Source organism: Micromonospora sp. L5 (genome assembly GCF_000177655.2).
Classification (GTDB): domain Bacteria; phylum Actinomycetota; class Actinomycetes; order Mycobacteriales; family Micromonosporaceae; genus Micromonospora; species Micromonospora aurantiaca.
Window position 1 is genome coordinate 1306002 of sequence record NC_014815.1, and the last position, 24586, is coordinate 1330587.

22 protein-coding genes are annotated in these 24586 nt (G+C 73.3%); 16 read left to right on the forward strand and 6 right to left on the reverse strand.

Annotated elements, in window-relative coordinates; genetic code table 11:
• Positions 1-69: 69 nt before the first annotated feature.
• From ML5_RS06495 to ML5_RS06505, 3 genes are all read left to right on the forward strand, one after another.
• Complete coding sequence (locus tag ML5_RS06495) at positions 70-1104, forward strand: hypothetical protein (protein ID WP_013474142.1); 1035 nt, start codon at positions 70-72, stop codon at positions 1102-1104.
• 73 nt (positions 1105-1177) lie between these two features.
• A complete protein-coding gene (locus ML5_RS06500) occupies positions 1178-2668 on the forward strand; it encodes a magnesium chelatase (RefSeq protein WP_013474143.1) in 1491 nt (496 codons plus the stop codon).
• A gap of 2 nt (positions 2669-2670) precedes the next feature.
• Positions 2671-4626, forward strand: coding sequence for a VWA domain-containing protein (locus ML5_RS06505; RefSeq protein ID WP_013474144.1), 1956 nt, complete (start codon positions 2671-2673; stop codon positions 4624-4626).
• A gap of 596 nt (positions 4627-5222) precedes the next feature.
• On the opposite strand, the gene ML5_RS06510 is transcribed toward ML5_RS06505, so the two are convergent.
• The gene (locus ML5_RS06510; protein WP_013284934.1) at positions 5223-6467 is read right to left on the reverse strand and encodes an IS256 family transposase; all 1245 of its coding nucleotides are present in this window, start codon (positions 6465-6467) and stop codon (positions 5223-5225) included.
• A 451-nt stretch (positions 6468-6918) separates the two neighbouring features.
• On the opposite strand from ML5_RS06510, the gene ML5_RS06515 reads away from it, so the two are divergent.
• Both ML5_RS06515 and ML5_RS06520 read left to right on the forward strand, forming a co-directional pair.
• Entirely contained in the window at positions 6919-7494 is a 576-nt protein-coding gene (locus ML5_RS06515; RefSeq protein ID WP_013474145.1) for a hypothetical protein, read from the forward strand.
• 119 nt (positions 7495-7613) lie between these two features.
• On the forward strand, positions 7614-8108 hold the full coding sequence (locus tag ML5_RS06520; protein ID WP_013474146.1) for a hypothetical protein: 495 nt from the start codon (positions 7614-7616) through the stop codon (positions 8106-8108).
• A 15-nt stretch (positions 8109-8123) separates the two neighbouring features.
• Here the strand turns inward: ML5_RS06520 and ML5_RS06525 are convergent, their stop codons facing one another.
• Positions 8124-9197, reverse strand: a complete 1074-nt coding sequence (locus tag ML5_RS06525) for a GlxA family transcriptional regulator (protein ID WP_176739716.1) — start codon at positions 9195-9197, stop codon at positions 8124-8126.
• 70 nt (positions 9198-9267) lie between these two features.
• On the opposite strand from ML5_RS06525, the gene ML5_RS06530 reads away from it, so the two are divergent.
• On the forward strand, positions 9268-10566 hold the full coding sequence (locus ML5_RS06530; RefSeq protein ID WP_013474148.1) for an MFS transporter: 1299 nt from the start codon (positions 9268-9270) through the stop codon (positions 10564-10566).
• Positions 10567-10639: 73 nt separating this feature from the next.
• On the opposite strand, the gene ML5_RS06535 is transcribed toward ML5_RS06530, so the two are convergent.
• The 3 genes from ML5_RS06535 to ML5_RS06545 are packed head-to-tail and all read right to left on the reverse strand — an operon-like array spanning position 10640 to position 12216.
• Complete coding sequence (locus ML5_RS06535) at positions 10640-11362, reverse strand: RICIN domain-containing protein (protein ID WP_013474149.1); 723 nt, start codon at positions 11360-11362, stop codon at positions 10640-10642.
• Between the two features lie 58 nt (positions 11363-11420).
• Positions 11421-11705 (reverse strand): DUF427 domain-containing protein, encoded by a 285-nt coding sequence (locus ML5_RS06540; RefSeq protein ID WP_013284253.1) that lies wholly within the window; start codon positions 11703-11705, stop codon positions 11421-11423.
• Positions 11706-11745: 40 nt separating this feature from the next.
• Entirely contained in the window at positions 11746-12216 is a 471-nt protein-coding gene (locus tag ML5_RS06545) for an aminoacyl-tRNA deacylase (RefSeq protein ID WP_030273012.1), read from the reverse strand.
• A gap of 93 nt (positions 12217-12309) precedes the next feature.
• Between ML5_RS06545 and ML5_RS06550 the strand changes: the two genes are divergently transcribed.
• The 7 genes from ML5_RS06550 (at position 12310) to ML5_RS06580 (ending at position 19848) form a co-directional block, all read left to right on the forward strand.
• A complete protein-coding gene (locus tag ML5_RS06550; RefSeq protein WP_013474151.1) occupies positions 12310-13695 on the forward strand; it encodes an FAD-binding oxidoreductase in 1386 nt (461 codons plus the stop codon).
• Complete coding sequence (locus tag ML5_RS06555) at positions 13692-15035, forward strand: class I SAM-dependent methyltransferase (protein ID WP_013474152.1); 1344 nt, start codon at positions 13692-13694, stop codon at positions 15033-15035. Before ML5_RS06550 ends, ML5_RS06555 begins: the two co-directional genes overlap by 4 nt.
• A 91-nt stretch (positions 15036-15126) precedes the next feature.
• Positions 15127-15687: a helix-turn-helix domain-containing protein gene (locus ML5_RS06560; protein WP_013474153.1), complete on the forward strand. Its 561-nt coding sequence runs from the start codon at positions 15127-15129 to the stop codon at positions 15685-15687.
• The gene (locus ML5_RS06565; RefSeq protein ID WP_013284258.1) at positions 15680-16507 is read left to right on the forward strand and encodes an SRPBCC family protein; all 828 of its coding nucleotides are present in this window, start codon (positions 15680-15682) and stop codon (positions 16505-16507) included. The genes ML5_RS06560 and ML5_RS06565 overlap by 8 nt, the downstream gene beginning before the upstream one ends.
• A gap of 78 nt (positions 16508-16585) precedes the next feature.
• Positions 16586-16819 carry a zinc-ribbon domain-containing protein gene (locus tag ML5_RS06570; RefSeq protein WP_013284259.1) on the forward strand — a complete coding sequence of 78 codons (234 nt, stop codon included), beginning with the start codon at positions 16586-16588 and terminating at the stop codon, positions 16817-16819.
• Between the two features lie 456 nt (positions 16820-17275).
• Entirely contained in the window at positions 17276-18346 is a 1071-nt protein-coding gene (locus ML5_RS06575; RefSeq protein WP_013474154.1) for a hypothetical protein, read from the forward strand.
• Positions 18343-19848: a hypothetical protein gene (locus ML5_RS06580; protein WP_013474155.1), complete on the forward strand. Its 1506-nt coding sequence runs from the start codon at positions 18343-18345 to the stop codon at positions 19846-19848. Before ML5_RS06575 ends, ML5_RS06580 begins: the two co-directional genes overlap by 4 nt.
• A 10-nt stretch (positions 19849-19858) precedes the next feature.
• Here the strand turns inward: ML5_RS06580 and ML5_RS06585 are convergent, their stop codons facing one another.
• A complete protein-coding gene (locus ML5_RS06585; RefSeq protein ID WP_013474156.1) occupies positions 19859-20812 on the reverse strand; it encodes a S41 family peptidase in 954 nt (317 codons plus the stop codon).
• Positions 20813-20889: 77 nt separating this feature from the next.
• Between ML5_RS06585 and ML5_RS06590 the strand changes: the two genes are divergently transcribed.
• The 3 genes from ML5_RS06590 (at position 20890) to ML5_RS06600 (ending at position 24559) form a co-directional block, all read left to right on the forward strand.
• Positions 20890-21387, forward strand: coding sequence for a transcriptional regulator (locus tag ML5_RS06590; protein WP_013284263.1), 498 nt, complete (start codon positions 20890-20892; stop codon positions 21385-21387).
• Positions 21388-21516: 129 nt separating this feature from the next.
• On the forward strand, positions 21517-23796 hold the full coding sequence (locus tag ML5_RS06595) for a bifunctional diguanylate cyclase/phosphodiesterase (RefSeq protein ID WP_225319768.1): 2280 nt from the start codon (positions 21517-21519) through the stop codon (positions 23794-23796).
• Positions 23797-23926: 130 nt separating this feature from the next.
• Positions 23927-24559: a hypothetical protein gene (locus ML5_RS06600; protein WP_013284265.1), complete on the forward strand. Its 633-nt coding sequence runs from the start codon at positions 23927-23929 to the stop codon at positions 24557-24559.
• Positions 24560-24586 lie beyond the last annotated feature (27 nt).

Sequence of the window (24586 nt, forward strand, 5' to 3'; positions counted from 1 at the left end):
CTCCCGTGGGGGAGCGGGTCCACCCCGTGGCGGGATGGAACGCGCGCCTGGCCGGTCCAGGCTGAGGGCATGACGACGACCATCGCCTCCGCACCTCCCCGGGACACCCGCACCCGGCTGGACCCGGCCGCCCCGCTCGCCGCCGCCTGGCTCGGCGGCTGGGGCGTGCTCGCCCTGCTGTCGGCGCTCACCGGCGCCGGCTACCCGTTCGGCACGAACGACCCGCACGGCGGGGACGCCGCCGGCCTGCTCCAGTTGCTGCCGGACGCCGTCGGCCCGCCGCTGTTCGCGGCGGTCCTGCTGACCGGCGCCGTCGCCGCCCTGGCCATGACCGGCCCGGCCCGGCGGCAGTCCCGCCCGGTGCGACTGCTGATCACCGGGTACGCCACGACCGTCGCCCTCGCGTTGGCGGTGGTGGTGCCCGGGATGCGGGTGCTCGCCCTGCTCGGCTACGCGCCGATGCTGATCATCGGGGCGCCGTTCGGCTGGCCCTCGGTGGACTACGCCGACGTCTTCACCTGGCCGCTGTTCGCCCGGCTGGCTGCCCTGGCCGGGGGGATGCTGCTGGCCGGCGCGCTGCTGCGCTGGCGTCGCCGGATCGCCGACGGGTCCGCTCCGGGCTGGACCGCGCCCGCTGCGGCCGCCCGGTGGGGCCGGTGGGCGACGTGGACGGCGGCCGTCGTCCCGGTGCTCTACGCGTTCACCCGGTTCGCCTGGCTGGCCGGCGTCCCGCTGGGAATGTCCCGGGAGACGCTCGCCGAGATGCGGGCCGACGGTGCGATCTGGGCCGGCGCGGGGCTGGGCGCGTTCGCCGTGGTCGGCGCGGTGCTCACGCTCGGACTGGTGGCCCGCTGGGGAGAGCGGTTCCCGCGCTGGATGCCCGGGCTGGCGGGCCGGCGGGTGCCGGTGCTCCTCGCGGTGATCCCGGCCGGGCTGGTCGCGCTCGCCGTGCTGGCGGCCAGCCTCGACCTGCTCGCCGCGCCGCAGTTCGCCGAGCTGATCAGCGAGGGCAACGCCGCCGCCCTGCCGATGGTGCTGTGGCCGGTCTGGGCGGTCACGCTGGCCGGTGCCGCGTACGCGTACCACCTGCGACGCCGCGCCTGAGACGCCGCCCGGAGGATCGGTCCCGGCACGGGGCGGGACCGACCCCCGGGCGGTACGCGAATTCTGAGCTAGCGTGGATCGGGTGACCGCTCCCAACCAGGTTTCCCCGGTCCCGCCCGCCGACCTGCCGAGCACACTCGGCGGGCTGCGCGCGGCCGGCCACCGCTACCGCACGGTCAAACAGGAACTCCGAGACAACCTCCTCGCCCGGATGGGCTCCGGCGAGGACCGCTTCCCCGGCATCGTGGGCTACGAGGACACGGTGCTGCCCGAGGTCGAGCGCGCGCTGCTCGCCGGGCACGACATGGTGCTGCTCGGCGAGCGCGGGCAGGGCAAGACCCGGCTGATCCGTTCGCTCGGCGCGCTGCTGGACGAGTGGACCCCGGTGATCCCCGGCTCGGTACTCAACGAGCACCCGATGCACCCGCTCACCCCGGCGTCCCAGGCGCTCGTCGACTCGGCCGGCTACGACCTGGCGATCGGGTGGCTGCACCGCTCGATGCGGTACGGCGAGAAGCTCGCCACGCCGGACACCAGCGTCGGTGACCTGATCGGCGACGTCGACCCGATCCGCCTCGCCCAGGGGCGCACGCTCGGCGACCCGGAGACCATCCACTTCGGGCTCGTACCGCGTACCAACCGGGGCGTCTTCGCCGTCAACGAGCTGCCCGACCTGGCCGAACGCATCCAGGTGGCGCTGCTCAACGTGCTGGAGGAACGCGACATCCAGGTCCGCGGCTATCAGCTACGGCTGCCGCTGGACCTGCTGCTCGTGGCCAGTGCCAACCCGGAGGACTACACCAACCGGGGCCGGATCATCACGCCGCTGAAGGACCGGTTCGGCGCGGAGATCCGTACCCACTATCCGCTCGACCTGGACCTGGAGCTGGCGCTGATCCGGCAGGAGGCCGACCTGGTCGCCGTCGTGCCGGAGCACGTGCTGGAGGTGCTGGCCCGGTTCGCCCGCGACGTGCGGGAGTCGCCGTCGGTCGACCCGCGCTCCGGTGTGTCCGCCCGGTTCGCCATCGCCGCCGCGGAGACGGTGGCCGCCGCCGCGTTGCGCCGTTCGGGTCTGCTGGCCGGTGCTTCTGCCGGCGCTGGTGCCTCGGGTGGGGCGGCCGGGTCGGCGTCCCGGCCGGAGGCGCCTGTGGCCCGGATCGGGGACACCGTGTCGGTGACCTCCACGCTGCGCGGCAAGGTCGAGTTCGAGAGCGGCGAGGAGGGACGCGAGATCGAGGTGCTCGCGCACCTGCTGCGTACCGCCACCGCCGAGACGTTCCGCGCCCGGCTCGCCGGGCTCGACCTGTCCGGCTTCACCGCGATCGTCGCCGAGGGCGGCGCCGTCGAGACCGGCGAACTGGTCTCCTCGTCCGAGCTGCTACGCCAGGTCGGCACCGTGCCGGGGCTGGCCAAGGTGCTCGACCGGCTCGGGCTCGGCGACGCGCCCAGCCCGGAGGAGGCGGCCGCCGGCATCGAGTTCGTGCTGGAAGGGCTGCACCTGACCCGCCGGCTCGGCAAGGACGTCACCGACTCCGGGCGCACCGTCTACGGGGACCGGGACTGACAGTGGCCGGCGGCAACCGCTTCCGGTACGGGCAGTGGCGCGGCGGACCCGACCCGCTCGCCCCGCCGTACGACGTACGCGCCGCTGTGGACGCGGTCGGCTCGGACGTGCTCGCCGGCGGCAGCCTGCGCGAATCGCTGCGCGAGCTGCTGCGACGCGGCCCGCAGGGGCGCGGCGGGCTCGACGACCTGGCCGCCCGCGCCCGCCGCCTGCGCCGGGAGGCACTGCGCCGGGGCGACCTCGACGGCGCCGTCACCCGGGCCCGGGCACTGCTCGACCAGGCGCTCGCCGCCGAACGCGACGAGCTGCGCGGCCGCGACGGCGACGACGCCCGGTTCGCCGAGGCCGTGCTCGACAACCTGCCCCGCTCCACCGCCCGCGCGGTGTCGGAGCTCTCCGAGTACGACTGGGCCAGCGCCGAGGCGCGGCAGACGTACCAGCGGATCCTCGACGGGCTGCGCGGCGACGTGCTGGAGCAGCGATTCGCCGGGCTGCGCGACGCGGCCCGGGCCACCGCCGACCCGGCCGTCCAGCGGCAGCTCGCCGAGATGATGCGCGACCTCAACGACCTGCTCGCCCGGCACGCCCGCTCCGAGGACACCACCGACGCGTTCGCCGAGTTCATGCGCCGCCACGGCGAGTTCTTCCCGGAACGCCCCAGGGACGTCGACGAGCTGATCGACGTACTGGCCCGGCGGGCCGCCGCAGGTGAGCGGCTCATGCGGTCGCTGTCGGACCGGCAACGTGAGGAACTCGCCGGGCTGATGCGTCAGTCGCTCGGCGACCGGCTCTCCGGTGAACTGTCCCAGCTCGACGCGCACCTGCGGTCGCTGCGGCCGGACCTGAACTGGCAGCGCGGCGAGCGGGTCCGCGGCGACCAGCCGCTCGGCTACGGCGAGGCCACCGGCGCGCTCGACGAGATCGCCGAGCTCGACGAGCTGCTGGACTCCCTCGACCAGGACCAGCCCGGCGCCACACTCGACGACGTCGACGTGGAGGCCGTCGCCCGTACGCTGGGCCGGGACGCCGCCGACGACGTGCGCGGGTTGCAGGAGCTGGAGCGCGAACTGCGCCGCCAGGGCTGGGTCACCCGCGACGCGGACGGGCTGACGCTCAGCCCCAAGGCGCTGCGCCGGCTCGCGAGCACTGCGCTGCGGCGCGTCTTCTCCGACCTGACCGCCGGCCCGCGCGGCCGGCACGACCTGCGCACGGCGGGCGCCGCAGGCGAGGTGAGCGGGGCGTCACGCCCCTGGGAGTACGGCGACGAACAGCCGCTTGACGTGGTGCGCACGCTCACCCGGGCGGTACGACGGGCCGGCCCCGGAGTGCCGGTGCCGCTCGCGGTCGAGGACTTCGAGGTGGTGGAGACCGAACGGCGGGCGTCGGCAGCGGTGGTGCTGTGCGTCGACCTGTCGTACTCGATGATCTCGCAGGGCCGCTGGGGTCCGATGAAGCAGACCGCGCTGGCCCTGTCACACCTGATGGCGACCCGGTTCCCGCAGGACGCGCTGCAGATCGTCGGCTTCGGCCGGGAGGCGATGCCGCTGACCCAGCAGGAGCTGGCGGCGGTGGAGCCGGACATGCAGCAGGGCACCAACCTCCAGCACGCGCTGCGGATCGCCGGCCGGCACCTGCGCCGCCACCCGGGTGCCGAGCCGGTGGTGCTGGTGGTCACCGACGGCGAGCCGACAGCGCACCTGGACCCGGAGGACGGTGAGGCGTACTTCCACTGGCCGCCGCTGCCGGAGACGATCTCGGCGACGATCCGGGAGGTGGACCGGCTGACCCGGTACGGCGCTACGCTCAACCTGTTCATGCTGGGCGACGATCCGGGGCTGCGCCGGTTCGTGGATGCGGTGGCGCGGCGTTCGGGTGGCCGGATGTTCACCCCGGACCTGGACGACCTGGGCGAGTACGTCGTCTCCGACTACCTACGCGCCCGCCACGGCCGCCGCTGAGCTTGCGCCCGCCCGCCCGCCCGCTCGCTCTCGCGCTCTCGCTCTCGTCGATCTTGGAGTTGTGGTGCCCATGATGCCCGGTTTGCGGCTTTCGCGAGGTGCCGCAACTCCAAGATCGGCGGCCTCTCCTGGAGCCTTGGCGAGTCCTCGTCAGCTCGGGCACAAGAGCCGCCCGGGATCCCCTGGGGCATCCGCGATCTTGCACTTTCGTACCCCGCAAACCGCGCGAATGGGGCATCTGAAGGGCTCGAACCGCAAGATCGCGCAGGTGATCCGGTGTGCCGTCCTCTCGCCCGGGTCGGCCCCGCCTGGCTCGGGGTCGATCATGAAGTTGGCGGTGTTTGGTGTCCGGTTTGTCGGCGTCAACTTCATGATCGACGGCCGGGGGCGGGTGCGTGTGGTGCGATCGGTGCCGGTGTGGGCGGGGGTGTCCGGTTCGGGGGTGGTGGGTGGCACTCTGGGGGTGGAATCGCTGGCGGGTGGGTGGCGTTGTAACCGGGTGAACGACCGAGCAAGGCTCGCCCCGCGAGCGGGGTGGTATGGTCGCGTCCGCGCTGGTGGTGTAAGAGACGGCCATCGCGTGATCCGGTCTGATGTTATGCGGCGATCGAGGTCGGGTCGGTCTGGTCGGTGGCGTGTTGGTCTGTGTCGATGGTGATCAGGCGGGCTTTAGCGAGTAGTTCGAGGCCCATGTAGCGGCGTCCTTCGGTCCACTCGTCGGTCTGCTCGGCCAGGACGGCGCCGACGAGGCGGATGATCGCCGCCCGGTTCGGGAAGATCCCGACGACGTCGGTGCGACGGCGGATTTCCTTGTTGAGCCGCTCCTGTGGGTTGTTCGACCAGATCTGGCGCCAGATCTCGCGGGGGAAGCCGGTGAACGCCAGGAGGTCGTCGCGGGCGGCGTCGAGGTGCTCGGCCGCGGCCGGGAACTTCGCTTCGATCGTGGTCACGACCCGGTCGAACTGGGCGCGGACAGCGTCGGCGTCGGGCTGGTCGAAGATCGTGCGGACCAGGGTGGCGATCCACGGCTGCGCCGACTTGGGCACCTTCGTCAGCAGGTTGCGCAGATAGTGGGTCCTGCACCGCTGCCACGAAGCTCCCGGCAAAGCCGCCCCGATCGCGGCCACGAGGCCGGCGTGGGCGTCGGAGATGACCAGGCGGACACCGGACAGGCCTCGGGCGGTCAGGCTGCGCAGGAACGCCAACCAGCCGGCGCCGTCCTCGTCGGAGGCCACGTCCAGGCCCAGCACTTCACGGCCGCCGTCGGCGTTGACCCCAACCGCGATCAGGGCGTGGACGTTGACGGTCCGGCCGTGCTCGCGGACCTTCATCGTCAGGGCGTCCATCCACACAAACGTGTAGTGGGCGGCGTCCAAGGGTCGGTTGCGGAACGCCTCCACCTGCGCGTCCAGATGCGCGGCCATCTCCGAGACCTGCGACTTGGACAGCTGCCGGATCCCGAGCTGCTCGACCAGCTTCTCCACCCGCCGAGTCGACACCCCCAGCAGATAGCTCGTGGCCACGACCGAGACCAGGGCCTGCTCGGCCCGACGCCGGTGGGTCAGCAACCACTCCGGGAAGTAGCTGCCGTGTCGCAGCTTCGGGATCGCCAGGTCGATCGTGCCGGCGCGGGTGTCCCATTCCCGAGGCCGGTAACCGTTGCGCGAGTTGACCCGCTCATCGCTGCGCTGCCCGTACCCGGCGCCGCAGATCGCGTCGGCCTCGGCGGACATCACCGCCTGCACGAACGTCTTGATCATCGCTTGCAACACGTCCGACGACGCGCCCTCGATCTGCTCGCGCAGCAGGTCAACAGGGTTCACACTCTCTGAAGCGGCCATCGCGTCCTCTTCTCCTTCTCTGACTTGGTCGTCTTGAAGGATCGACGCGATGGCCGTCTCTCATCTACGCAACACGCCCATCACGGGCAAGTCGTACACCACTCCCGTGGACGCAACCGGTGGTATCTGCAAGGCCTTGGGAATCACCTCGGGCGGCTGGTCGTTGAGTACGGTTCCGGCGACGTGAGCCGCGGGGAATCATCCTGGCCGGCTGGTCGTTGAACACGGTTCCGACGACGTGAACCCCCGCGCCTGCTCTCCGGAGGCGTGTGGCGCCCCCGGGAATGGTGGCGGGTGGCGGGTCGTTGAACATGCTTCCGGCGCCGCGACGAGGCACCCCCCGGCCCTCGCGAGCAGCCGATCCCCCCGAAGACTTTCTTGAGCGCCTGACGGTGCCCACGCATCCCCGTCCCCCTGCGGGGTGTGTCGACCCCCGAATGGAGCACTTCTGATGAACACGATTCTGCGTAAGAGCATTCTGGGTGTTGCTGGTCTGGCTTTCACCGGTGGCGTGTTCGCCGGTCCGGTGGCCGCTCACGCGGCGGAGACCCCGCACGTGGCGAAGCCGGTCAGTGTGAGCGTGCAGGGTGACAAGCTGATCCCGCACGGTGTGCAGGGTGAGCAGTCGCGTATCGACCTGAACGACGAGCAGACCGCCAACGTCAAGGCGATCATTGCGGCGACGAAGAAGGCCGGTATGGACGAGCGTGCCGCTGTCGTCTCCATCGCTACGGCGTTGCAGGAGTCGAAGCTGGAGAACCTCGGCCACCTCGGTGACCGTAACGACCACGACTCGCAGGGCCTGTTCCAGCAGCGCCCATCCAGTGGTTGGGGCACGGTGGAGCAGATCACCGACCCGGAGTACTCCACGACGGCGTTCCTGAAGGGTCTGAAGCAGGTCGACGGCTGGCAGGACATGCCGCTGACCAAGGCCGCCCAGACCGTGCAGGTGTCGGCCTACCCGGACCACTACGCCCAGTGGGAGCAGCAGGCCGCCGACCTCGTCGCCCAGCACTGGAACAGTTGAGACCAACAAGTGAGACCAAGCTGAAGGCCGGCACCCCGAACCAACGGGGTGCCGGCCTTCACGCGTCTGGGTGAACCGGGCACGGTAGCCGGGGTGCCCGCAGCGGCTGCGAGGGTTGGATGCGGGGCATGGACGAGGTGGACGCCCCGGCACTGCGGCAGGCGTACGAGGAGTTGTTCGCGGAGATCGACGCGGGCGGGTTCGGGCCGCCGCCCGAAGGTCAGCTGAGCGCCGAGCAGATCGTCGCGCACCTCGCCGCCAACGACGAGCTGATGAGCGAGGCGACCGAGGCGGTGCTGGCCGGCTCGCCGTTCGCGTACTACGACCTGGACACCATCCACCGGCCGCAACTGGACGCGCTCGTCTCCGAGTGCGGCGGGCTGGACGGCCTGGCCGCGCTGTTCCGGGCCACCAGCCAGAAGTTGTGCGCGTTGGCGGAGCGGCTCGGCCCGGCGGCGGAGACGCCGGTGGACACCGTGCTGCGCGAGGGCTTCGACCTGGACGTGGACGACTCGCTGTCCTGGGGCAGGGCGCTGGACCTGCACATCCGCGTGCACCTGCCGCTGCACCTGGCCCAGCTCCGCGCCCTGCGCCGCCAGCCCCACCTCGCCTGACCGGCAGATAATCGATCATGGAGTTGTGGCAGTGGACAACTCCGACATGCCTGGCCTTCCAGGCGCCACAACTCCAAGATCGACGGAAGCGGGCGCGGGCGGGGCGGGGGACGTCGCAGGGGGCGGGTGGCGGAACGTGCGGCGGTAGGCGGTGGGGGACACGCCTACCCGCGCGTGGAAGTGCTGGCGCAGCGCGGCGGTGGTGCCGAAGCCCGCGTCCCGGGCGATCCGGTCGACGCTCAGATCCGTCGTCTCCAGCAGCACCCGGGCGTGCTCGGTGCGCTGCTGGAGCAGCCACTGCGCCGGGCTGAGCCCGGTCTCGGAGCGGAAGTGCCTGGTGAACGTACGGACGCTCATCCGCGCGTGTGCCGCCATCTCGCGCAGCGCCACCGGCTCGTGCAGCCGCTGCCGCGCCCACTCGCGGGTGGCCGCTGTGCCGTTGTCAGCGCCGCGGGGTACCGGCCGCTCGATGTACTGGGCCTGCCCACCGTCGCGCCACGGCGGCACCACGCAGCGCCGGGCGGCCCGGTTGGCCACCGCGCTGCCGTGGTCCGTGCGGACGACGTGCAGGCACAGGTCGATTCCGGCGGCCACCCCGGCCGAGGTGAGCACGCGGCCGTCGTCGACGAAGAGCACGTCGGGGTCGAGCCGTACGCCGGGGTGCAGGCGGCGGAAGCGCGACGCGTACGCCCAGTGCGTGGTGGCCGGGCGGCCGTCGAGCAGGCCGGCGGCGGCGAGTACGAACGCGCCGGTGCAGATGGACATGACGCGGGCGCCCCGGTCGTACGCGGCCCGCAGCGCCTGGGCCACCTCGGCGGCCACCGTGCCGTCGTCCAGCGGCGAGCCGGAGTGGATGCCGGGGACGATCACGGTGTCGGCGCGCTCCAGCAGTTCCAGCCCGTGGTCGGGGAGGACCTGGAAGCCGGCGCTGCTGCGTATCGGCAGGCCGCCGGGGGTGCAGGTCGCCACCGTGTACAGCGGGGTGCTGTCGTCGGCGCGGGCGGCGCCGAGAACCTGGGCGGGGGTGCCGAGGTCGAGCGCCACCACGCCGTCGAGGGCGAGGACGGCGACCCGGTGCGGTACGGACATGGCCCGATTATTGCGCACGATGGCTTTCCGGCCACTCGTCGCAGGAACCGCCCGGTCCGAGACTCGATTGGTGACACGATCCCGCCTGCACCCGGCCTGGCTCGTCGCCGCCGTGGCCTTCGTCGCGCTCGTCGGTGCCGCAGGTTTCCGCGCCACCCCGGGCGTGCTGCTGCACCCGCTGCACGCCGAGTTCGGCTGGCCGCTGGCGACCATCTCCGCCGCCGTGTCGGTCAACCTGCTGCTGTACGGCCTCACCGCGCCGTTCGCCGCCGCGCTGATGGACCGGTTCGGCATCCGCCGGGTGGTGGCCGGTGCGTTGGTGCTGGTGGCCGCCGGCAGCGGCCTGACCGTGGGGATGACCGAGAGCTGGCAGCTCCTGTTGTGCTGGGGCGTCCTCGTCGGGCTGGGCACCGGCTCGATGGCGCTGGCGTTCGTGGCGACGGTGACCGGGCGCTGGTTCGTCAAGCGGCGGGGACTGGTGACGGGTGTGCTCACCGCCGGGGGCGCGGCCGGGCAGCTCGTCTTCCTTCCGCTGCTCGCGGTGCTGGTGCGCGACCACGGCTGGCGCACGGCGGCACTCGTCGTCGCCGGGGCCGCGCTGGCGGTCGTACCCCTTGTGGTGTGGTTGTTGCGGGAGCATCCGGCGGACCTGGGGCGGCCCGCCTACGGCGCGACCGAGGTCGTGCCGCCGGCCCGGCCGGAGGGCGGCGCCGCGGCGCGGGCGGTCGGCGCGCTCGCCGCCGCCGCGCGGACGCGGCCGTTCTGGCTGCTCGCCGGCGGTTTCGCGATCTGCGGCGCGACCACGAACGGCCTGGTCGGTACGCACTTCGTGCCGGCGGCGCACGACCACGGCATGCCGGAGACCACAGCCGCCGGGCTGCTCGCCGTGGTCGGGCTCTTCGACATCGCCGGCTCGATCGCCTCCGGGTGGCTCACCGACCGGGTCGACGCCCGGCTGCTGCTCGGCGCCTACTACGCGTTGCGCGGGGCGTCGCTGCTGGTGCTGCCGAGCCTGTTCGCCGGTACGGCCGAGCCGAGCATGCTGGTCTTCATCGTCTTCTACGGGCTGGACTGGGTGGCGACGGTCCCGCCGACTGTGGCGTTGTGCCGGGAGTGGTTCGGCGCGTCCGGCGCCGTGGTGTTCGGCTGGGTGTTCGCCGCGCACCAGTTCGGCGCCGCGCTGGCGGCCACCGGCGCCGGTCTGGTCCGGGACCGGCTCGGCGACTACGCGCTGGCCTGGTACGTGGCGGGCGCGCTGTCGGTCGGCGCGGCCGGGCTGTCGCTGCTGCTGCGGCGCCGTCCCGCCGGCGAGCCCGCGCTCGCGCTGCCCGTGGCGGCGGGCCGGCGGGCCTGGAGCTACCGCGGCTGACGGGTCGGCGCTACCGCGGCTGACGGGTGGGCGCTACCGGGGCCGGCGGGGCGGCGCCACCGGGGCCGACCGGTCAGCCGGCCGCCCACTGCTGCTCGGGAGCGCCGCTGCACGGCGCCTGCTCCAGCTCGCGGCCGGGCTCGGTGCCCGCGTCGTCGACCTGCGCGCACTTGCCGCTGTGCACTGCCACAAGCAGCGCCGCACCGTCACCGGCCTGCTGGAACCGCCACTGCTGGTTGGCCTGCCCGTTGCACGACCACTGCTGCACGTCGACGCCGTCGTCGGTCTTCGCCTCGTTGACGTCCAGGCACTTGCCGCTCGCCGCGTTGACGAGCAGGTAGGTGTCGTTCGTGACCGGCGTGACCACCCACTGCTGCTCCGGCCCGCCGGTGCAGTCGGCCAGCGCCGCCTGCGCGCCCTCGGGCTCGTCGCCCGTCACGCCGAGGCAGCGTCCGGACGGCACGCCCCGGATCACCTTCGGCGTGGCCACCGGCGCGGCGGGTGTGCTCGGCGCCGCGCTCGGCGAGGGCGACGACGACGGCGTGGGCTCCGCCGTCGGTTCCGCGCTCGGCTCGCTCGGCTCCGCTGTGGGCACTGCCGCCGCCGGCACCACCGGCCGGTCGTCACCGCCGCCGAGCACGCCGGTGGCGAAGAAGACCCCGAGGAGTACGCCCGCCACGCCGACGCCCAGCGCGATCCGCATCAGCGGGTCCTGGGGCAGCCGGACACCACGGGCGCCACGGGCGCGGCGGGCGCCGTAGACGGTGCCGGACGGGTCGGAGTGCGGGTCGGCCATGGGGGCATAGTGACCCACCGGGGCCGCCGGGTGCCAGTCGCCCCGGCGGCACGGTGACTCAGTCGACGACCCGGACGTCCTTCCAGAACGCCACCCGGTCGCGGACCATCTCCGCGTCCGGCTTGGGATCGGGGTAGTACCAGACGGCGTCCGGGCTGGTGGCGCCGCCGTGTTCGAGCGTGTAGTAGGAGGCCGTGCCCTTCCACGGGCAGACCGTGTGGGTGTCGGACTCCCGGATCAGGTCGTCGCGCAGCGCGGCACGGGGGAAGTAGTGGTTGCCCTCGACCACCACTGTGTCGTCGCTCTCGGCGACGACGAGGTCGTTCCAGACGGCTTTCGGCATGTCCTCCACGCTATGCCGGTGGGCGCGTGCCGGCCACCGCTCAGCGCGTCGGCTCCTCGTCCGTCACGTCGGCCACCGTCGCGTCGAGCGCGGCCAGCGCGGTGTCCGCGTCGACCGCGACGGCGAGGCCGTGCTCGCCCGCGCCGAGCGTGATCTCCCGGCCGCGCAGCCGCTCGTCGGCGACCACCGGCCAGGCGGTGGTGGCGCCGAACGGCGTGATGGTGCCGCGCGCGTACCCGGTGGCGGCCTTCGCCGCCTCGGCGTCGGGCATCGACAGCCGGCTCACCCCGAGCAGGGCGCGCAGCTTCGGCCAGGAGATCACCCGGCCGCCGGGCGTCAGCACGAACAGCAGGTCGCCCTCGCCACGGCGGACCACGATCGTCTTGACCACGTCGGGCACCTCGACGCCGCGCGCCGCAGCCGCCTCGGCGAGGCTCGCGACCGGGCCGTGGCGGATCACCCGGTACGGCAGGCCGGCGTCGTCGAGGGCGGTGAGCGCGGGATTCGGCATGGCGGTCACGGTAACGCGCGCGTCGTCGGCCGGTCGCGGAATGGCCACCGTGGACATCCCACGAATTGTCGTACCCGAGCGTAAGGTGATCTCATGCACGCTGTCCGTGATCATGAACGGGCGGTGGACACGCTGCGGCGCTCCTACGCCGCGGTGCCCGCCGGGGAACCCGTACGGCTGGCCAAGCAGACCTCGAACCTGTTCCGGCCCCGCTCCGCGCCGCGTACGCCCGGCCTGGACGTGAGCGGCCTGACCGGGGTGCTCGCCGTGGACCCGGCGGCCCGCACCGCCGACGTGCAGGGCATGTGCACCTACGAGGATCTGGTCGACGCGACGCTGCGGCACGGCCTGATGCCGCTTGTCGTGCCGCAGTTGCGCACCATCACGCTGGGCGGGGCGGTGACCGGGCTGGGCATCGAGTCCACCTCCTTCCGCAACGGCCTGCCACACGAGTCGGTGCTGGAGATGGACGTCCTCACCGGCGCGGGGGAGATCGTCACGACCCGGCCCCGGGGCGAGCACGCCGACCTGCACCGCGCCTTCCCCAACTCGCTCGGCAGCCTCGGCTACGCGACCCGGCTGCGCATCGAGCTGCAACCGATCCGCCGGTACGTGTCACTGCGCAACATCCGGTTCACCCGGCTGGAGGAGCTGGTCGACGCGATCGGCGAGGTGGTCGCCAAGGGCGCCTGGGGCGGTGAGCCGGTCGACGCCATGGACGGGGTGGTGTTCAGCCCCGGCGAGGCGTACCTCGTGCTCGGCACGTTCACCGACGAGGCCGACGACGGCCCGTCCGACTACACCGGCCAGGAGATCTACTACCGCTCGCTGCGCCGGCGCACCCGGGACGCGCTCACCGCGTACGACTATCTCTGGCGCTGGGACACCGACTGGTTCTGGTGTTCGGCGGCGTTCGGGGTGCAGCACCCGGTGGTGCGGCGGCTGTGGCCGCGGCGCTACCGGCGCAGCGACGTCTACCACCGGATCGTGCGGCTGGAGCACCGGCACCAGGTGGCCGCCCGGGTCGACAGGTGGCGGGGCCGCCCGGCCCGGGAGCGGGTGGTGCAGGACGTGGAGGTCCCGCTGGACCGCACGCCCGAGTTCCTGCGCTGGTTCGCCGCGAACGTGGGCATGACGCCGGTGTGGCTGTGCCCGCTGCGGCTGCGGGAACCGTCCGGTCCCGGGTCGGCGAAGGCGTGGCCGCTATATCCGCTCCGACCGGGCGAAACGTATGTGAACATCGGCTTCTGGGGAAGCGTCGCCATCGCGGCGGGCGCCGCCGACGGCGACGTCAACCGCCAGATCGAGCGCATGGTGTCGGAGGTGGGCGGTCACAAGTCGCTCTACTCCGACGCGTACTACGACCGGGGGGAGTTCGACCGCCTCTACGGCGGGGACACCTGGCGTGCCGTGAAGGACCGCTACGACCCGGACCACCGACTCACCGGACTGTACGAGAAGGCGGTATCCCGAGCATGAGTCTGACCGACCGAACACCGGGGGCGGCGAGCACCCCGGCCGGCCCGCCGGCGGGCGGGCGGCGTACCGGACCCACAGTCGCGGACGTGGTCCGCGCGGTCACCACCGGCGACCTGCCCGTCCGGGTCACCGGCTACGACGGCAGCACGCTGGGCCCGGCCGACGCCGGGATCACCCTGGCGATCCGCACCGAGCGGGGCCTGTCCTACCTGCTCACCGCGCCGGGCGACCTGGGCATGGCCCGGGCCTACGTCAGCGGCGACCTGGGGCTGGAGGGGGTGCACCCGGGCGACCCGTACGAGGCGCTGCGGGTGATCAAGGACGAGGTGCCGCTGCGGATCCCGGCGATGAGCGAGGCGCTCGCGCTGGTCCGAGGGCTGGGCTGGGAACGGCTGCGCCCGCCGCCGCCCCCGCCGCAGGAGGCGGCGCCGCGCTGGCGGCGGCTGATGACCGGCCTGCGGCACTCGCGCATCCGGGACAGCACCGCGATCTCGCACCACTACGACGTGTCGAACGCCTTCTACGAGAAGGTGCTCGGGCCGTCCATGACGTACACCTGCGCGGTCTTCCGCAGCCCCGGCGACACCCTGGAGGAGGCGCAGCGCAACAAGTACGACCTGGTCGCCGGCAAGCTGGCGCTCAAGCCGGGGATGCGGCTGCTGGACGTCGGCTGCGGCTGGGGCGGCATGGTCCGGCACGCGGCCCGCGAGTACGGCGTCAAGGCGCTCGGTGTGACGCTGTCGAAGGCGCAGGCCGACTGGGCGCGCGCCGCGATCGAGCGGGAGGGGCTGAGCGAGCTGGCCGAGGTGCGTCACCTGGACTACCGGGACGCGCCGCGCGAGCAGTTCGACGCGATCTCCTCGATCGGCCTGACCGAGCACATCGGGGTGCGCAACTACCCGGCCTACTTCGGCGCGCTGCGCTCCCGGCTCAAGCCCGGCGGGCGGCTGCTGAACCACTGCATCACCCGGGCCGACAACCGGGCGCCGCACCGCTCCGGCGCGTTCATCGACAGGTACGTCTTCCCGGACGGTGAGCTGGCCGGTCCGGGCCGGCTGATCAGCGAGATCCACGACGCCGGGTTCGAGGTGCACCACGAGGAGAACCTGCGCCAGCACTACGCGCTGACGCTCGCCGGCTGGTGCCGCAACCTGGTCGAGCACTGGGACTTCTGCGTCGGCGAGGTCGGGCCGGGCACCGCGAAGGTGTGGGGGCTCTACATGGCCGGCTCCCGGCTGGCGTTCGAGCGCAACGGCATCCAGTTGCACCACGTGCTCGCCACGCACAACGGCCCGGAAGGGGTGAACGGGTACCCGCTGCGTCCGGACTGGACGCCCTGACGCGACGTACCGACGAAAGGCCGCGCGGACCGCGCGGCCTTTCGTCGAAGCCATTGACAAAGAAGTTTTGTACGTACAAACTGATTTTGCCATGAGAGACGTCCTGTACCTGGAACAGCGCGAGCAGGCCGAAGTCCTGCTCAAGCCGCAGCGCATCGAGGTGCTGCGGCAACTCGCCGAGCCCCGCACCTGCACCGAGGTCGCGGCCCGGCTGGAGCAGACGCCGCAGCGCGTCTACTACCACGTCAAGCAGCTCGTCGCGGCCGGGCTGGCCGAGCAGGTGGCGCAGCGGCAGGTGCGCGGCATCTCCGAGGGCATCTACCAGGCCGTCGCCCGGTCGTACTGGCTCTCGCCCCGCCTGGTCGGCCGCATCGGCGGCACCCGCCGGGCCCGCGACGAGCTGAGCCTGGGCTACCTGCTCGACCTCATGGAGGAGGTCCAGGCCGACATCGCGGCGCTCGACCGCACCGCCCCCGAACTGCCGTCCATCGGCGTCTCCGGCGAGATCCGGGTGCCCGCCGAGCGGCGGCAGGAGTTCCTGCACGACCTGCAGACGACGCTGCAGGACCTGTTCACGCGCTACGGCGGCGCCGAGGGAGACGCCTTCAAGCTCGCCGTGGCCTGCTACCCGAAAGGCGACACGCATGACTGAGCCGATGATCATCCGCGCCCGCCTCGCCGCCCCGGTGGCGACCGTCCGCCGGGCCCTGACCGACGCCGCCGAGCTGCGCGTCTGGCTGGCCGAGCACGCCGAGGTCGAGCTGCCCCGGCGGTACGAGTTCTGGGGCCGCTACACGCCCGAGGGCGACGCGCCACACCAGCGGCTGCTGCACGCCGACGACCGGACGCTGCGCTTCGCGTGGACGCTCGACGGGGTGGAGACCACCACCGAGTTCGAGCTGGAGCCCGACGGCGACGCCACCGTACTCACGCTGCGGCAGAGCCACTTCAGCTTCGAGGAGGCGATGAGCGGCAGCAGCATCCGGGGCGTGCTCCAGACGTTCTGGTACCTGGCGATCGCCAACCTCAACGACCACCTCGACGGCCGGCCGCTGCTGCCGCGTACCGACTTCACCTCCGCCGACCTGCGCGGCGAACTGCTGATCGACGCCCCGATGGACAAGGTGTGGACGTCGCTCACCGACTCCGAGCAGGCCGGCGCCTGGTTCGGCTACCCGATCGGCATCGAGCCCTGGGAGGGCGGCCGGTACGCGATGGGCGGCTTCGACGCCGGTGAGGCCGCGAAGGTGTTCGACGTGACGCCGGGGCGGGCGCTGTCCATCGACTGGGGACCGACCGGCGTGACCTCCTGGGAGCTGGACGAGTCCGAGGGCCGGACGAAGCTGACGTTCGTGCAGTCCGGCTTCGACGAGGGCAACCCGCCGTACGGCGCCTGGACCGGCATCGTCTCCGGGTTCGCCGAGCTGCGACGCTTCCACGAGGTGCCGGACTGGAAGCCCATCTGGCTGTAAGGAAGGGCCCCCTCTTAACGCCTCCGGTAGAGGAGGGGGCCCCTTTTAACACGGGCGCTGGCTGGGTAATGCCGGGCGATGTTCTTCATCTTCGGGCTGCGGACCAAGGTCGTCCGATCCGGCGTCGTCACCGCTGTCTGCCGCAACTGCGGCAACCAGGCCGCCCAGGTGATCACCCGCCGGGTCACCAAGTTCAGCCTCTTCTTCATCCCGCTGATCCCGCTGCGCACCCGGTACGGGCAGCAGTGCACGTTCTGCGGCGCCCAGTACGACATCTCCCGCGCCGAGGCCGAGCGCCTCCCGGTCGGCTGACCGGTGACCCGCTTCCTCTGCTGGCTGATCGGCCGGCAGCCCGCCACTCCGATCGCCCCGCCGGTGCACACCGCTGCCCGTCCACCCTGCACGCCCGGGCGCCGGCACCGCCGCCGGCGTCGTCCGGTGGCGGGAGCGCAGTCCCCGCGCTCGCCCTGGAACCGCTCCGCCGACCGCTGACGGGGTGGCCCGACCGCGGCATCGAACCGGAGAACCATCGCGAGCTGCTCGCTCAGTGCTGCACCGGCCGCCGACGGCCCGAGCCGACCTGCTGTGCGTCGTCGAGCCCCTCGGCCGGGAATTCCATCGCCGTACCGTGCCGGTGCCCTGGCCGGTCAACGACTGGGAGCGGGGCTGGGGGTGGCGACGCCTGAGGGAGATCTGACCGCCGTGTTAAGAAGGGGCCCTTCCTCTACCGGAGGCGTTAACAAGGGGCCCTTCCTTACACTTCATCGGATGGAGGAGCGGCTGGCGCAGATCCGGGGTGGTGGGCCGCCCCGGCGGCACAACGCCCGTACCGTCGCCGCGCTGACCGGCAACCCCGGCTGCACCCGCCGCGCCGTGCTGGACAGCGCGGGCGCGGACAAGCCGGCGCTCGCCGAGCGGCTCGGCTTCCCGGCCCGGTTCGGGCAGTCCCGTTTCGCGATCACCCGGGGCAACGCGTTCGAGGCCCAGGTCAAGGCCGACGGCGGGGCGGAACTGCTGCGCCTGGTCGCGGAGCGGCTCGGCGTACCGGTGCCGGAGGCCGCGACCTGGACCGACCTCGGCGCCGACGACGACCGGCCGGAACGGTCCCGGGCGGCGCTGACCGCGAGCGGCGACGGCCCGGCGCTGTTCGACCACCCGCTGCTCGGCCTGGACGTGGCCGGCACCCGGGTGCACCTGGAACCGGATCTGGTCGCCGCGCGGCTGGCCGGCCGGTTCCACGTCGTGGAGATCAAGTCGTTCCCGGTGATCGACGGGCAGGCCGACCCGGGCAAGGTCGCCGCCGCCGCGATCCAGTCCGCCGTCTACGTGCTGGCGCTGCGCGAGCTGCTCGCCGCCGAGGGACGCGACCCGGAGCTGGTGTCGCACGAGGTGGTGCTGGTCTGCCCGCGCGACTTCGCCAATCAGCCGGTGGCCAGCCTGCTCGACGTGCGCCGGCAACTGCTGGTGCTGCGCCGCCAGTTGGCCCGGATGGCCCGGGTCGAGGAGCTGCTCGCGGCCGTACCGGCCGGGTTCACGGTCGACCCGGCGGCCGATCCGGCCACGCTCGCCGCCGCGCTGCACCAGGTGCCCGCTCGCTATGCACCCGACTGCCTGGCCGCCTGCGAGCTGGCGTACTTCTGCCGGCACGAGGCGCGCGGGCAGACCGGCGCGCTGGGCCGGCCGGTCCGCGAGGCGCTGGGCGGCGTCGAGGACGTCGCCGACGTGCTGGCGCTCGCCGAGGGCGTAACCGCGCCCGAGCCGGAGCAGGCGGAGGCCGCCGCGCTGCTGCGGGCCGCCGCGCGCCTGCGCGCCGACGCCCTCGCCGGACACCCCGCGTGAGTACGCTCCGCGCACTCGCCCGGGCCCAAGCGGTCGCCACCGGGCGGGCCCAGCCGGTCGCCACGGTCCGCCACCTGCACCTGTCCGACCGGCCGCTGGTGCTGGTGCCGCTCGCGCTGGCCGGTGAGGCGAACGCCCCGCTGGCAGCGATGGTCGGCGCCGCGCCCGACGAGGCCCGGCTGCTCGTGGTGCCGCAGCCGCGCAACCGGGACCAGCGGTTCGCGTTCGCCGCCGAGCTGGCCGGGATCGTCCTGCCCTACCTGGACGAGTTCCGCGACCTGACCGAGGCGGTGCCGGTGGACCGGGGCCGCGACGTCCGCCACCGGTACGTCGACGCGCCGCAACTGCTGGTGCCGAACCCGGCCGGGATCACGTTCCTGCGGCTGTTCGGCCGTTCCACCCGGTTCCGCCGTACCGACGGCGACTATCCGGTGCATCAGTCGGTGCCGCTGCTCGGCCGCTGGCTGACGTTCTTCGCCGAGCGTGCCGAGCAGCCCGGATCGTCGGCGTTGCTGGCGCTCACCGAGGCGCTGACGTTGCACTGGGCGACCGGGCAGAGCGTGGTGGAGGACCTGCACCTGCCGGCGGTGCTGGGCTGGCTCGACCCGCCGGCCGGGCTGACCGGCGCCGAGGCGGCGGCCCGTGCCGAGGACCCGGCACACTGCCCGCCGGCCGGTCCGGCCACCGACCCGGACTTCGACAACCGCCGGCTCGCCCCCGCTATCGAGGCGTACACCCGGGCCGAGGACGACCCGGCGGCCCGCGCGGCCGCGTACGACGAGCTCGCCGGCCTGCTGCGCGACCAGCTCGCGCCCACCTGGGAGCTGATGTGGCGCGGCGTCGGGCTGTTGCGGGCGCTGCCGGCCGGCGCGCGGGTGGCGGGCCGGTGGGCCGGTGACCGGGACGCGTTCACCGCGCACGCCGAGCACGTCGACGCCGGGGGCGGCCCGCAGCCGCGGCGCGACGGCGCGGTGGCGGCGGCGCTGCGGTTGCAGCGGCTGGAACGGGCGTCGACCGCGTGGGCGGTGCAGCGCGCCTACGACGATCCGCTGGTGATGGCCGAGCACCGGCTATCCGGGGAGGCGTTCGTCGGCGAGGTGACGCTCGCCGACCCGGCGCGGGTGGACGACTCCGGCAAGCGGCCGGTGCTGCGCCCGCGCATCCAGGTGGTCACCACCGAGCCGGTGCCGATGCCGGTGGGCGCGACGCTGTACTCCCCGGCCCGCCCGGCCCAGAAGGCGAAGGTCGTGTTCGTGACGCCCGGCGCCGACGGCAAGACCGAGGTGGTGCTGGAACTGTCCGGCGGGATGGGCCGGGGGCTGACCGCGCCTCCCGGCAGCGTGCCCGAGGTGGGCGAGCGGATCTGCCTGACCAGCTTGTCCGACGGCTTCCTGCCGGGCGGCGCGTTCCCGGCGCCGGAGGAGACGCCGTGGACGCACGGCGGGCCGCCCGGCACGGCCGTCGCGCCGCAGGACCCGGCCCCGGCGGAGGACTGGTCCTGACCCGCGCGGCTCAGCTCAGGGCGGCGAGAGCCGTCCGCGCCTCGGCCGCCGTCGGCCGGTTCGGGTCCGCCGCGAGCAGCGCCTCCAGGCTCCGGCGGTACGCGACGTCGCGCGCCCCGTCGGCCGGGCTCGCCAGGTCCGGGGTGACGCCGCAGCCCTCCCAGTTGGTGCCGCTCGCCGCGTGCACGGGCCGGGCCACCGGCACCGTCAGTTCCAGGTGCGGGTGCAGCCGGTGCCCGACGCGGGGATGCGCGCCGCCCCGGGTGGGCTCACCGACCACTGTGGCCCGGCCGAACTGCTGAAGGTCGTACGCCAGTTCCTCGCCGCCGGAGAACGTCGCCGGACCGGTGAGCACGTGGACCGGCTTCTCCGGCGCGTAGCGGGGGACCGGCAGCCAGGCGGCACTCCAGAACTGGCGGGTGGCGCCGGAGCGCTCGTGCATGGTGTGCAGGTGCGTCGGCTCGGCGAAGAACCAGCCGCAGAGCAGCGCCACCCCGTCCGGGCTGCCGCCCTCGGTGCCGCGCAGGTCGAGCAGGAGCGCGTCGGTGCCGGCGAGCAGCCGCAGCGCGGCGGTCAGCGCGTCGCCGGCCAGGTCGGGCGGGAACACGTACGGCTGGATCTCCAGCAGCCCGACGTTTCCCGGCAGCCGTTGCACCCGGGTCGCGCCGCCCATGCCGAGCGCGGCGAGGCGCGCGAAGTGTTCCCCGGTCGGGTCGTCGGCCCTGTCGGACAGCGGCTGGTCGTGGTGCTTGAGCCGCAGGTGCAGGTCGCGGTTCGCCGACTGGAGGTCGGCGGTGACGAGCGCGCCGAGCGTGGCGGGGTCGCCCGCCCCGGCGTACGCCCCGGCGCGCAGGCGCTCGCGCAGGTGGCCGGCGACCCGGTCGGCGACGTCGGGCAGGACGTACTCGTCGGCCACCAGGGCGGCGGCCCGTTCGACGATGGCGGTGATCTGGTCCGGATCCATCGAGTCCCCGTTCTCGCGGTGGGGGAGAAGTAGAGCAGCCGGTTGACAAAGCGTCAAGAGAACTAGACGCTTTCGCGGTGACCGACGATCCGCTGGAGATCCGCGACCCGGCCCAGTTCAAGGCGCTGGCCCACCCGTTCCGGCACCGGCTGCTGTTCGCGCTCGGAGCCGGTCCCGCCACGCTCAGCCAGCTCGCCGCCCGTCTCGGCGCGGCGAAGGGCACAGTGGCCCACCATCTCGCGGTGCTGACCGAGGCCGGCATGGTCCGCCCGGCGCACAGCCGCCAGGTCCGGGGCGGCACCGAGCGCTACCACGAACGCACGTTCCGCCGGCTCGTCGGCGCCGACACCGACGCGGGCGCCACCGCTGCGCTGCTGGGCGCGTACGCCGAGGAACTCGCCGGTGACCCCGACCCGCTCGTGCACCTGCGACACCTGCGGCTCACGCCGGCCCAGGCCCGGCGCCTGCGGTCCACGCTGGACGAACTGGTCGGCGAGGCCGAGGAGGCGCCGCCGGGGCAGCCGCGCTACGGCGTGCTGGTCTCCCTCTACCGGCACCCGCCTGCGGTCCGCTGACCGACAGTCGTCGACTCTGGCGGCAGTCCCCGGCGCTGGCTAGGCTTGCGCCGTCCGTCGTCCGGTCCTCGTCGTCGAGGGTGCACGTCTGGAAGAGAGCCGGAGCGCATCGTTGTATCCCAGCACGACGTGAGCCTCGCCGTCGCGGCGCCGGCCCGTCATCCGCTCGTCGGCCGTGTCGGACTTGTCGCGGCCGCTGTCGTCGTACTCGGGGAGATGGCCTGGCTGGCCGCCCGCCTGCCGGGCGCGGCGCTGGTGAGCGACCTCGGCGCGATGGCGGTGTCGAGCTGGGCGGCAGTGCTCTGCGCCGGCGCGGCGCGACGTCAGCCGGCCGTGTTGCGCCGGTTCTGGGAACTGCTCGCAGCCACCATGGCCCTCGCCGCGCTCGGCCGTGCGGTGTGGACGGTGGAACGGCTCGGCGGGCTCGGCCTGCCCCACACGCCGCTGGTGGGGGGCCTGTTCGCCGCCGGCATCGTCACCGGCACCGCCGCGCTGCTCTGCTCCCGCACCGGCCCGCGCAGCGTGATCGGCCGGGCCCGCACCCTGCTCGACGGGGTCATCGTCGGGCTGGCCCTCATCCCGATCGGCTGGGTGGTGGTGTTCCACCGGATCACCGACGCCGAGCTGGCCGACCCGATGCGGACGTTCGGGCTGCTCTACCCGATGTTCGACCTGATGCAGCTCACCATCCTCGTGGCGGTCGCCGGTCCGGGCCGGCCGATGTGGCGGGCGCTCACGGTGATCGGTGCGGGCCTGGCGATCCGGTCCGGCGCGGACGCCGTCTACGTCTCCCTGGTCGCGCGCGGCGACTACACGCCGGGTCACCCGGTCGACGTCTGCTGGCCGCTGAGCTACCTGCTGGTCGGCCTGGCCACCCGCTATCCGCCGCCGAACGACGGGGAGGGCGAGGACGACGTGGTCGACTCGCCGCTGCCGCCGTGGTGGCGGGTCGCGCTGCCGTACCTGCCGGTGGGCGGTGCGATCGTCGCGGTCCTGCTGTCGCGGCAACCCAGCGGGCAGACCCCGCAGGTCGTCTTCGTCGGCATGATGGGCCTGCTCGGGGTGCTGGCACTGCGCCAAGGGCTGGCCGCGAACGAGAACCTGCGGCTGGTCGGGCGGCTGCGCCGGCTCGCGTACTCCGACCAGCTCACCGGCCTGCCCAACCGGCTGACGTTCGTCCGGCGGCTGCGGCGGGCGTTGCGCGGGGGTGGGCCGGTCGCCGTGGTGCTGCTCGACCTGGACGGCTTCAAGCAGGTGAACGACAGGTTCGGGCACGCCGCCGGGGACCGGCTGCTGACCACCACCGCGGAGCGGATGCGGGACGCGGTCGGCCCGGACGGGATGATCGCCCGTCTCGGCGGCGACGAGTTCGCAGTGCTCGTCGCAGGGGAGCGCCCGGTGTCACCCGAAGGGCTCGCGGTCCGGCTGCTGGCAGCCCTTGAACCGCTGCCCGGCGAGGAGGATCTCGGCGTCCACCCGTCGGCGAGCATCGGCATCGCCGAGTACGGGCCGCAGCACACCTCGCACACCGACCTGCTCCGGGACGCCGACATCGCCATGTACGCGGCGAAGGCGGCAGGCAAGGCCGCGTACCGCACGTGCACGCCGGAGCTGCGCGAGTCGGCGGTCAGCCGGGCCGAACTGATCGCCGACCTGCGCCGCGCTGTGGACGAGGGCCAGTTGCTGATGGAGTTCCAGCCCATCGTCGACCTGGACACCGGCACGGTACGCAGCGCCGAGGCGCTGGTGCGCTGGCGGCATCCCCGGCTGGGTGTGCTGACCCCGGCGCGGTTCCTGCCGCTGGCCGAGGAGACCGGGCTGATCGTGGCCATCGACAGGTGGGTCATCCACGAGGCGTGCCGGGCCGCGGCCACCTGGCGGGAGCACGCGCCGGACGTGACTGTGGCGGTGAACATCGCCGCCGCCCACCTGTGCCGGCCGGACCTGATCGCGACTGTCACCGGCGCGGTCGGCGCGGCCGGCCTGCCGCCCCGCGCGCTCACCCTGGAACTGACCGAGTCGGCGCTGATCGAGGGCAGCGAGTCGGTGCTCGACCGGCTGTCCCAGCTGCGCGACCTCGGCATCCGCATCGCCATCGACGACTTCGGCACCGGGTACTCCTCGCTGAGCTACCTGCACCGTATCCCGGCCACCGAGCTGAAGATCGACAGGTCGTTCGTGTCCCGGCTGGACGCCGGCGACGCCCGCGCGTACGCCACCGTCGAGATGGTGAACCGGCTGGCCGGCGCGTTCGACCTGGCCGTGGTGGCCGAGGGTGTGGAGACTGTCGCGCAGCACGCGGCGGTCACCGCGATCGGCTGCCGGCAGGGCCAGGGCTGGCGGTACGGCCGTCCGGCCGCCCTGCCGGACCTGCTCCCCGCGTTGTCCGGGGCCGGCGCCGAGCGCTGACCGGCCCGGGTCGACGGGGGCCGAAGGTCCCGGACGGGACAGGGGATTCGACCCTGCTCACCGGCGGTCCGGCACCGCCATGATGGTTCTCGTCAACAAGACGAACACACCCTCCACACGGGAGTTTGATATGAAGCGACGGACGCTCGATCTGCTGTTCAGCATCGGTGGGCTGGGCCTGGCGGTCCTGCTGCTCGTCGTCGGCGTCGTCCTGACGACGAACGCCAACTTCGCCAACGACTACGTACGCGACCAGCTCGGCGCGCAGCACATCACCTTCACCCCGGCGGACAAGCTGTCGGACGAGGAGAAGAAGTCGGACTGCCTGCGCGAGTACGCCGGCCAGAAGATGACCACCGGCAAGCAGGCCGAGTGCTACGCCAACGAGTACATCGGCCTGCACCTGAAGAACATGGCCGGTGGCAAGACCTACGCCGACCTGGGCGAGCCGCAGAGCGCGCTGCGGGAGCAGGTGGCCCAGGCCGAGCAGAGCAACGCCGCCAACCTGGCCGACCTCCAGAAGCAGCTCGCCGAGGTGAGCGCCCAGCGGGAGACCGTGTTCAAGGGCGAGACGCTGCGCGGCCTGCTGCTCACCTCGTACGGCTTCAGCGAGTTCGGCCGCAAGGCCGAGCAGGGCGCCCTGGCCCTGTACCTCGGCGCGGGTCTGCTCCTGCTGCTCTCGATCGCCGGTCTGGTGCACGCCTTCCGCACCCCGGCCAACGCGACCTTCGCCGCTCCCGAGAAGGAGAAGGTCACCAACTGACCGCACCGACGACGCCCCCGGCCGATC